General features: G+C 71.2%; 7 protein-coding genes and 1 tRNA gene. 5 read left to right on the top strand and 3 right to left on the bottom strand.

The features are described 5' to 3' along the window. The 3 genes from F7R91_RS13645 to F7R91_RS13635 all read left to right on the top strand — a co-directional run. Window positions 1–816 (top strand): DALR domain-containing protein (locus tag F7R91_RS13645; protein WP_150948029.1); only part of this gene is annotated, 816 nt, incomplete at its 5' end. Window positions 817–927: 111 nt separating this feature from the next. Then, entirely contained in the window at window positions 928–1,869 is a 942-nt protein-coding gene (rlmB, locus tag F7R91_RS13640; RefSeq protein ID WP_150948027.1) for a 23S rRNA (guanosine(2251)-2'-O)-methyltransferase RlmB, read from the top strand. Window positions 1,870–1,986: 117 nt separating this feature from the next. Then, the gene (locus F7R91_RS13635) at window positions 1,987–3,729 is read left to right on the top strand and encodes a DoxX family protein (RefSeq protein WP_191971471.1); all 1,743 of its coding nucleotides are present in this window, start codon (window positions 1,987–1,989) and stop codon (window positions 3,727–3,729) included. 164 nt (window positions 3,730–3,893) lie between these two features. On the opposite strand, the gene F7R91_RS13630 is transcribed toward F7R91_RS13635, so the two are convergent. The 3 genes from F7R91_RS13630 to F7R91_RS13620 all read right to left on the bottom strand — a co-directional run bounded on the left by F7R91_RS13630 (window position 3,894) and on the right by F7R91_RS13620 (window position 6,535). Further along, complete coding sequence (locus F7R91_RS13630) at window positions 3,894–4,625, bottom strand: nucleotidyltransferase family protein (RefSeq protein ID WP_150948025.1); 732 nt, start codon at window positions 4,623–4,625, stop codon at window positions 3,894–3,896. A 90-nt stretch (window positions 4,626–4,715) separates the two neighbouring features. Further along, window positions 4,716–5,171: a hypothetical protein gene (locus tag F7R91_RS13625; RefSeq protein WP_150948023.1), complete on the bottom strand. Its 456-nt coding sequence runs from the start codon at window positions 5,169–5,171 to the stop codon at window positions 4,716–4,718. 227 nt (window positions 5,172–5,398) lie between these two features. After that, complete coding sequence (locus tag F7R91_RS13620; RefSeq protein WP_150948020.1) at window positions 5,399–6,535, bottom strand: ABC transporter ATP-binding protein; 1,137 nt, start codon at window positions 6,533–6,535, stop codon at window positions 5,399–5,401. A 230-nt stretch (window positions 6,536–6,765) separates the two neighbouring features. On the opposite strand from F7R91_RS13620, the gene F7R91_RS13615 reads away from it, so the two are divergent. Together F7R91_RS13615 and F7R91_RS13610 are read left to right on the top strand one after the other, a co-directional pair. Then, a tRNA-Thr gene (locus F7R91_RS13615) sits at window positions 6,766–6,839 on the top strand. A gap of 166 nt (window positions 6,840–7,005) precedes the next feature. After that, the gene (locus F7R91_RS13610) at window positions 7,006–8,478 is read left to right on the top strand and encodes a VMAP-C domain-containing protein (protein ID WP_150948018.1); all 1,473 of its coding nucleotides are present in this window, start codon (window positions 7,006–7,008) and stop codon (window positions 8,476–8,478) included. The last annotated feature ends 320 nt before the right edge of the window (window positions 8,479–8,798 follow it).

The raw sequence follows: 8,798 nt of genomic DNA, 5'->3' as shown, positions 1-8,798 counted from the left end.
ACGCCGTGGGGCCGCGGCCGTCCGGGCTGGCACCTGGAGTGCTCGGCGATGGCGCACCGGTACCTGGGTTCCGCCTTCGACATCCACGGCGGCGGACTGGACCTGGTCTTCCCGCACCACGAGAACGAGATCGCCCAGGCCAAGGCCTTCGGCGACGACTTCGCGCGGTACTGGGTGCACAACGCCTGGGTCACCATGAGCGGCGAGAAGATGTCCAAGTCGCTCGGCAACTCGGTCCTGGTGAGCGAGATGGTCAAGCAGTGGCGTCCGATCGTCCTGCGCTACTACCTCGGCACCCCGCACTACCGCTCGACCATCGAGTACAGCGAGGAGGCCCTGCGCGAGGCCGAGTCGGCGTTCGCGCGCATCGAGGGCTTCATGCAGCGCGTGGTGGAGAAGGCGGGCGTCGTCGAGCCGTCCGCCGAGGTCCCGCCCACCTTCGCCGAGGCCATGGACGACGACCTGGGCGTCCCGCAGGCCCTCGCCGTCGTCCACACCACGGTCCGGCAGGGCAACAGCGCCCTCGCGGCTGACGACAAGGAAGCCGCGGTGGCCTGCCTCGCCGAGGTGCGCGCCATGCTCGGCGTCCTCGGTCTCGACCCGCTCGACCCGCAGTGGGCCGACGAGGAGAGCTGCGGCGAGGATCTGCACGGCGTCGTCGACAGCCTCGTAGGACTCGTCCTCGAGCAGCGCGAGGCCGCCCGCGCCCGCAAGGACTGGGCCACCGCGGACGCCATCCGCGACCAGCTCAACCAGTCGGGACTCGTCATCGAGGACGGGCCGCAGGGACCGCGCTGGAGCCTCGGCCCGCGCTGAGGCCGTCCCGCTTCAGGTGATCGATTGTGCCGTCCGGGCCTCCGGGCGGCACACTTCATAGACGTACGTACTCCTCCAAGCGTCAGCACGCTTCTCACAGACAGGTAGGTCATGGCCGCTAACAACCGCCGCATGTCCGGCAAGAAGGGCGCGCAGGTCGGCAGTGGCGGCCAGCGGCGCAAGGGCCTCGAGGGCAAGGGCCCGACGCCGCCCGCCGAGATGCGCAAGGGGCACAAGAAGAACCGCATCGCCACCGCCAAGGCGAAGCAGACCGCGCGTCGCCCCGCGCCCCGGGGCCGCGGCGGCAAGTCGACCTCCGAGCTCGTCGTCGGGCGCAACCCCGTCGTCGAGGCGCTGCGCGAGGGCGTGCCCGCCTCCACGCTGTACGTCCAGCAGTTCATCGACAACGACGAGCGCGTCCGCGAGGCCCTCCAACTCGCCGCCGAGCGCGGGGGCATCAACCTCATGGAGGCCCCGCGCCCCGAGCTCGACCGCATGACGAACGGCCTCAACCACCAGGGCCTGGTCCTGCAGGTTCCGCCGTACGAGTACGCGCACCCCGAGGACCTCGCCGACGCCGCCTACGACGAGGGCCAGGACCCGCTGATCGTCGCCCTCGACGGGGTGACCGACCCGCGCAACCTCGGCGCCGTCGTCCGCTCCGTCTCCGCCTTCGGCGGCCACGGCGTCGTCGTGCCCGAGCGGCGCGCGGCCGGCATGACCGCCGGCGCCTGGAAGACCTCCGCCGGCACCGCCGCCCGTACGCCCGTCGCCCGTGCCACCAACCTGACGCGCGCCCTGGAGGCGTACAAGAAGGCGGGCATCGTGGTCGTCGGCCTCGCCGCCGACGGCGAGGCCGAACTCGGCGAGCTGGAGGCCCTGGACGGGCCCGTCGTCATCGTCGTCGGCAGCGAGGGCAAGGGGCTGTCCCGGCTGGTGGGCGAGACCTGCGACGTCCGGGTGCGGATTCCGATGCCGGGCGGTGCCGAGTCCCTCAACGCCGGTGTGGCGACGGGGATCGTGCTGTACGAGGCGGCGCGCCGACGCGCCTGAACAGACATCCGCCGCGTCACCTGTGCGGGTCAATCCCGGCGTACAGGGCAAGCTTGACGCGGTCCGGACACTTCCGGCCGGTCAAGGCAGTGTCCTAACCACACATCACTCGGTTAGATGAGTGTGGACACCAGAACACCCCGCACACCCACGGGGGACCGCTCGTCGGGATTCGACGACGCTCCCGCGCTGAGCATGGTGAAGGTGCCGAGCGATCCGGCGCAGATCATCGTCAATCACGCGAGCTTCCGCGTGCAGTTGGGCGCGTCGACGCGGCGCACCCAATCCCTGCGGATCGCACGGCACTTGAGCGGCGCCGACGGCACCGCCCGTATCCCCGTCGTGGGCGCCGCGGCGGGCAGAGCGGGGGCGCCCGCCGGCGCCCGCCGCCGGCCCCTCGTGTGGAGCGGCAGGTCCGCCCCCGACGACACCGGCGCCCACCGGCTGCTCCAGGCGGCGCGGGGCGGCAGCGTCCGCTGGGGCGAGGACCCCACCCCCGACGGAGCCACGCAGGTCATCCCCCGTGTCGACGTCGGCGGCGGATACCACGGCCAGGGGTACGGCGACCCGGACCGGACCGCCGAGAACCCCGCCGTCGGCGCCCAGCGCACCCACGACCCGAGCGGCACCCGCCTCCTGCCGCACATGCGCACCGTGGGCAGCGCCTACGACGAACCCGCCTACGGGGACGAGCGGTTCGCGGACTCCTCGGGCTACCCGGCCTACAGCGGCTACGAGGGATACGAGGGCCACGCCGGCTCCGACTACACGTACTACGCGGATCACACCGACCAGGAGGGTCACGAGGAGTCGCCCGGAACGGCGGCCGAGGACCGGCCCGGCAGACGCCACGCCGACGACCCGGCCGCCCGGCACGCCTACTACCCGAGCCGGCGCCTGAACCTCGGGGTCGTCCTGCTTCCGCTGCGCGTCTTCCTCGGCTTCATCTCCATCTACGCCGGTATGGGCAAACTCTGCGACCCCGTCTACTTCGACGGCGGCGAACGCGGGTCCATGGTCAAGTGGCTCAACACCCTGCACCCCTGGGAAGTGGCCGAGCCACTGCGCCAGTTCGCCCTCCAGCACCCTGTCGGCTCCGGCCTCGTCATCGCCTTCCTCCAGGTCATCGTGGGCGTGCTCACGATCCTGGGCTGCTGGCAGCGGGTCGCCGCGGCGTTCGGCGCGATGCTCTCGGCGGCGCTCATCGTCACCGTCAGCTGGAAGACCGCCCCGGTCTACGACGCCCCCGACATCATCTGCCTCGCCGCCTGGTCCCCGCTGATCATCGCCGGCGCCCCCGTCTACTCCGTCGACGGCCGCCTGGCGGGCAGTGCCTGGCGCCGCCTCGGACCCCGCGCCGACCTCTGGGACCTGCGCCGCTACGTGCTGCGCCGCGGTGCCCTGGTCACCGCGGTCACCATCGGACTCACCCTGCTCATCGGCTCGCTGCTCGGCGGCGCCGTCCGCGACGCCGACCGCGTGGTCGTCCCCGGCCCCGGCGAGGCCCCGCGCAACGAACTGCCGGGCTCGCCCCTGCCCGAGAAGTCCGGCAAGCGGCACAAGAAGACCCCGTCGGCCTCCGGCTCGCCCACCGAGGGCGCCGCGTCGGGTGGGGCCACCCCGTCGGCGGACGCGACCACCCCGGCCGTCACCGGCGGCGCCGGTGCCGTCACCGGCGGCTCGCCCAGCCAGACCCAGGGCACGGTGGGCCAGGTACCGCCCCAGCAGTCCTCCCCGGTCGGCCAGGCCCCGAGCACCAGCTCGGGCCCGACCTCCGGCGGCACGGCCACGGGCGGCGCCTCCGGCACCGGAGGCTCGTCCTCGGGCGAGCCGGGCCTGGTGGGTGGCTTGTTGGGCTAGGCACCCAAAGGAACACCCAAAGGAACACCCAAAGGAAGGGTCCCGCACCACAGGGTGCGGGACCCTTCGGCTTGCGTGAGGGTGGCGCCCTGAAGGGGCGCGGGGAACTGCGCGCCCCGCCCCCACAGCCCGTGCGGTGAGGACGACAGAACCCGCCCGAACGGTCAGCGGCCCAACGCCGCCAATTCCTTCGCCGCCTCCGTGAGGTCCTTGGCCGTGTCGATGGCCCGCCAATAGGCGCCCTGCGGAATAGGGAAACCGGCCAGCCTCCGCTCCCGCGCGAGATGCGGAAACGTCGTCCGCTCATGATCTCCCCGCTCGGGAAGCAGCCCCGCAAACTCAGGCGAGAAGACATACACACCCGCGTTGACCTCGTACGTCGTCGGCGGCGCCTCGATGAAGTCCGTGATGTGACCGAACCCGTCCGTCTTCACCGCCCCCCAGGGAATGCGCGGCCGCGCCAGCGCGAGGGTCGCGACGGCGTCGCGCTCGGTGTGGAAGTCGGCCATGTCGCGCAGCGAGAAGCGCGTCCAGATGTCGCCGTTGGTGGCGTACCAGGGCCGGTCCGGGTGCGGGAGGTGGGCGGCGGCGTACTTGAGGCCGCCGCCGCGGCCCAGCGGCTCCGTCTCGACGACGGTCCGGACGCTGAGCGGCAGGTCGGCGGAGTCCAGCCACTTCTGCAGGACGTCGGCGAGGTGGCCGCAGCTGACCACGACGTCCGTCACACCTTCCTCGGCGAGCCAGGCGAGCTGGTGGCCGATGATCGGCGTCCCCGTGCCGGGGATCTCGACCATCGGCTTGGGCCGGTCGTCGGTGTAGGGACGCAGCCGGGAGCCCTGGCCACCGGCCAGGACAACGGCTTGAACGGGGCGGGACGCGGCGTTCGGATCGGTCATGACCGAACTGTACGTGGCGCCCCGCTCGGGGTGGTGATCGGCAACCGTCCCTTAACCAGCCGTTACCGTGCCGCGCGCGGGAACGGGCGGTCAGCTGCGCGTTGCCGCGACGCCCGCGGCGAAGGACGTGTCGCAGACGGGGCGGGCGTAGGACTGGGCGCGGGAAGGGCCGTACACCTGGACCGCGGCGCGGCCGAGGGCACGGGCGATGGAGACGCAGTGCTCGGCCATCGAGGGGCGGCCGTTGACGGCCCGCTGGAGGTGGGTCAGGGCGACGCCCGGGTCCTTCTCCTGGAGTTCGGTCAGGAGGCGGTCGCGCAGGACGTCCTCCGGGGCACGGGAGGCCGTACGGGAGGAGACTTCGGCGGCCGAGACGTCCGAGGCCGTGAGGATCGAGTCCGAGGGGTTGCCGGACCAGTTGACCCGCGTGACCGCGAGGGTCCCGGAAAGCACCAGGACGACGGGCAGGACAAGGGCGAGCGAGCGGCCGATCCGGCGGGCGGGGCCCCGGCCGCGTCGCGTCTGCTGGTTAGTGGAGTGCTTCACGCGTGTGAGGGTAGCGCGGGGTAATGATTTGGCGACATTTAGTCACCGGTTCGGGGGATGTAGCGGTGCCATGTTTTGGGTAAAGGGTTGACGCACGCCGCTCGAAATGCCCGGTCTGCCGGGGTATTTGTCGACAACGGTCGATACCGGCCGACAACGAGAAGGGCCCCGCAGCAGCCTGCGGGGCCCAATTCGTGTCAGCCGGCGTCAGCCGGCGACCGTCGCCGTCAGTCGGACAGCCGCTCGCCCGTGGACGTCGAGAACACGTGGGTCTCGCCCGGCCGCGGTACGACGTGCAGCGTGGCGCCCTTCTCCGGGACCGAGCGGCCGCTGACGCGGACGACCAGGTCCTTGAGGTCGTCGCCGACCCGCGCGCTGCCGTAGACATAGCCGTCGGCGCCGAGCTCCTCGACGACGTTCACGGAGACCGCGAGACCGGCCGGGGCATCCTCGGTGTCCTTGGAGAGGGACGAGGCGGCGGTGCCGCCCAGCTCGACCACGTCGAAGTGCTCGGGGCGGACGCCGACGGTGACGGTGCGGTCACCCCGGTCGGCGGCGGCCTTGAGGGCCTCGCGGTTGACCGGCACCACGCTGTTGCCGAACTTCACGCCGCCGTCGGTGATCGGGACCTCGACGAGGTTCATGGCGGGCGAGCCGATGAAACCGGCCACGAAGAGGTTCGCGGGCTTGTCGTACATGTTCCGCGGGGTGTCGATCTGCTGCAGCAGACCGTCCTTCAGCACGGCCACACGGTCGCCCATCGTCATGGCCTCGACCTGGTCGTGGGTGACGTAGACGGTGGTGATGCCGAGGCGGCGCTGGAGCGAGGCGATCTGCGTACGCGTGGACACACGGAGCTTGGCGTCCAGGTTGGACAGCGGCTCGTCCATGAGGAACACCTGCGGCTCACGCACGATGGCGCGGCCCATGGCGACACGCTGGCGCTGACCGCCGGAGAGGGCCTTCGGCTTGCGGTCGAGGTACTCGGTGAGGTCGAGGATCTTCGCGGCCTCCTCGACCTTCTGCCGGATCTCCGCCTTGTTGACGCCGGCGATCTTGAGCGCGAAGCCCATGTTGTCGGCGACCGTCATGTGCGGGTAGAGCGCGTAGTTCTGGAACACCATGGCGATGTCCCGGTCCTTGGGCGGCAGGTGGGTGACGTCGCGGTCGCCGATGCGGATGGCGCCGGCGTTCACGTCCTCGAGCCCCGCGAGCATCCGGAGCGAGGTGGACTTGCCGCAGCCGGACGGACCGACCAGGACGAGGAATTCCCCGTCCTCGATCTCGATGTCGAGAGCGTCAACGGCGGGCTTGGTGGAACCCGGGTAAATCCGGGTCGCCTTGTCGAACGAGACAGTGGCCATGGTGAATGGACCCCTTCTACCGGCAGGAACGTGCCGGACGATCCGTTGTGGAAGGTGGTGGGCCACGTCGGGCGGACCCGGCGTGGTGTAGTCCACGAGAGTGAACTGGCTCAGGACGGTACCTGGCGTTCACCTTGTCTGTCAGCACCCCCCGCCCTGTGAACTTCGCCGAAATTTTCGACCGGGGGCCCCTGTGACGTGGGTACACTGCACGGGCACACCACGTGCAGGCCTCCTTAGCTCAGCTGGTCAGAGCGCCGCTCTTGTAAAGCGAAGGTCGTCGGTTCGAATCCGACAGGGGGCTCTTTTGTGTGACCTGGGTCACCTCCCCCTGCGGCCGAGGCCGAGGTGGCAAGAACCGATGGGGGCCGCGACAGCAGAGGGTGACGTTCCTCTGCCACGCCCCGCCCCTCGGCCGTACGCTGGTCGGCACCATCAGGGAACCGCGCCGGTGTCTGGAGGTAACGGGGTTGAGAGCGCGTAGTCCGGAACGGGTCCGCAACGAGCTGGTCGTCTCCATCGTGGACGCGCTTCAGGGCTCGGCGACCGTGAACCATCCGAGCAGCCGGGAGCTGTGGCGGCAGATGCTCGCCGACGAGCTGGGCCTGCCCGTGGAACCCTTCGGGGGAGAGCGGCTGCGGCCCTGGCTGCTGCAGGTGGTCAAGCAGTGCATCGCGGTCGGCGACGGCCTGGCCTGCCTGGTGCGGTCGCTGGAGTACGTGGAGCAGCAGTCCGCGACCGTGGGTGAGATGTGGCCGCTCGTGGACGAGTGGGAGGCCGCCGACTTCTTCGCCGGAGCCGATCTGCGGGACCTGCGGCCCGTACTGCTCTCCATGCGGCATCCGGACCTGTCGTCCATGGCCCGTCGGGCGAGCCGGTCCCGGGTGCAGGAACTGCCCCCCTGGTGCCAGACGGCTTGGCAGGTCTTCCTCCATCTGGCGGGCCAGAACACCCCCGCCGGTGATCTCCCGCCCAGCATGGCGTTCCTCGCCCTGTCCGCCGACCGGCTGGTGGAGGACGGCCGGGCGGACGCCGCCGAGCAGCTGCGCCGCTTCAACCGCCACCAGGCCGTCGGCCTGCACCTGGAGAGCCCGCTGGCGGACTGGCAGCACTCGGAGTTTCCGCAGCCCGCGCCGTCGCTCGTCCCCGCCTATCTGATGATCCAGTTCGATCCGGACCGGATCGAGACCGACCGCTACTACCTCTCGCACTGGCGCCAGTCCGACTCCGAGGGCTGGCACCCCGTGCGCGGCGAGACCGAGCATCTGCACCGCGACGACCTGCCGGGCGCGGTGGAGCAGCTGATCGAGGAGGCCGAGGAGCGGTGGGCCGATCTGCGGCAGCCGGTGATCCTTGAGTTCGTCCTGCCGTGGGAGCTGCTCAACGAGCCCGTCGAGTGGTGGCCTAAGGAGTCCGACTCCGAGGCTCCGACCCCGCTGGCCCTGGACTATCCGGTGGTGGTGCGCAGCCTCGAGCGCTTACAGCGGGCCGCCTGGCACCGGCCCTGGCACACCAAGTGGCGCCAGTTGCGGGAGCGCCCCGCGGACAGCCACTCCCACTGGAGCCGTCCGGCGCAGGACGGGTCGTACTTCTTCCATCTGGAACGTGAGTTGAAAGAGGACCGGCACGCGGTGTGCCTGGTGCTCAGTCAGCCCCCCGGCGACGACTCGGGCATCGGCCGCCGTGAGATCCTCGCCGGGCTGCGGGCCGGGGTGCCCGCGATGATCTGGCACCGCAGCGACTGCGCCGACCCGATGTTCCGGGACGCCATCGGCGAGATCCTCCAGGACCGGGGGCTGGGCAGTCTGGCCGAACGGGTCGGGAAGTGGCGCAAGGAGGCACTGGCCCTCGGCCCCGACGGCTGGGAGCAGCATGTGGGCCGCCATATGGCCATCCTGTTCGACGATCCGGAGCACAAGCCGAGCCCGCCGGGACCGGTGTAGGCCGCCATGGCCCCGCAGCAGGAGGCGCGCCCCGGGACGGGCCCGTTACCGCCGCACGCCGGCCGTCAGGGGGCGGTCTTGCAACCGGCTTTCCGGAGTGCCACGCTGGTGGCGAGACAGGCCCTCGGGCCGTCAGGCTTGCTCGACATCACGCCAGGGGGGCGCGTACCACCCGCCGTTCGACTGTCCTTGCCCTCCCTTCGTCCCCCGTGGCCTGCCGTCTTGCACCGCACGCAGACCACTGCCAGGCTTGGCACGTGGATGTCACGCATGCCCGCGGACTGCGGGACTCCTCCTCGGCACTCCCTCCGTCCTCGGGC

The organism is Streptomyces luteolifulvus (genome assembly GCF_008806595.1).
Taxonomy (GTDB): Bacteria; Actinomycetota; Actinomycetes; order Streptomycetales; family Streptomycetaceae; genus Streptomyces; species Streptomyces luteolifulvus.
This window is presented reverse-complemented; position numbering and strand designations above follow the sequence as displayed.

Excerpts from the sequence above, each read along its gene's own strand:
- rlmB (WP_150948027.1), top strand. The coding sequence starts at position 928 with ATGGCCGCTAACAACCGCCGCATGTCCGGCAAGAAGGGCGCGCAGGTC.
- F7R91_RS13635 (WP_191971471.1), top strand. The coding sequence starts at position 1,987 with ATGAGTGTGGACACCAGAACACCCCGCACACCCACGGGGGACCGCTCG.
- F7R91_RS13630 (WP_150948025.1), bottom strand. The coding sequence starts at position 4,625 with ATGACCGATCCGAACGCCGCGTCCCGCCCCGTTCAAGCCGTTGTCCTG.
- F7R91_RS13620 (WP_150948020.1), bottom strand. The coding sequence starts at position 6,535 with ATGGCCACTGTCTCGTTCGACAAGGCGACCCGGATTTACCCGGGTTCC.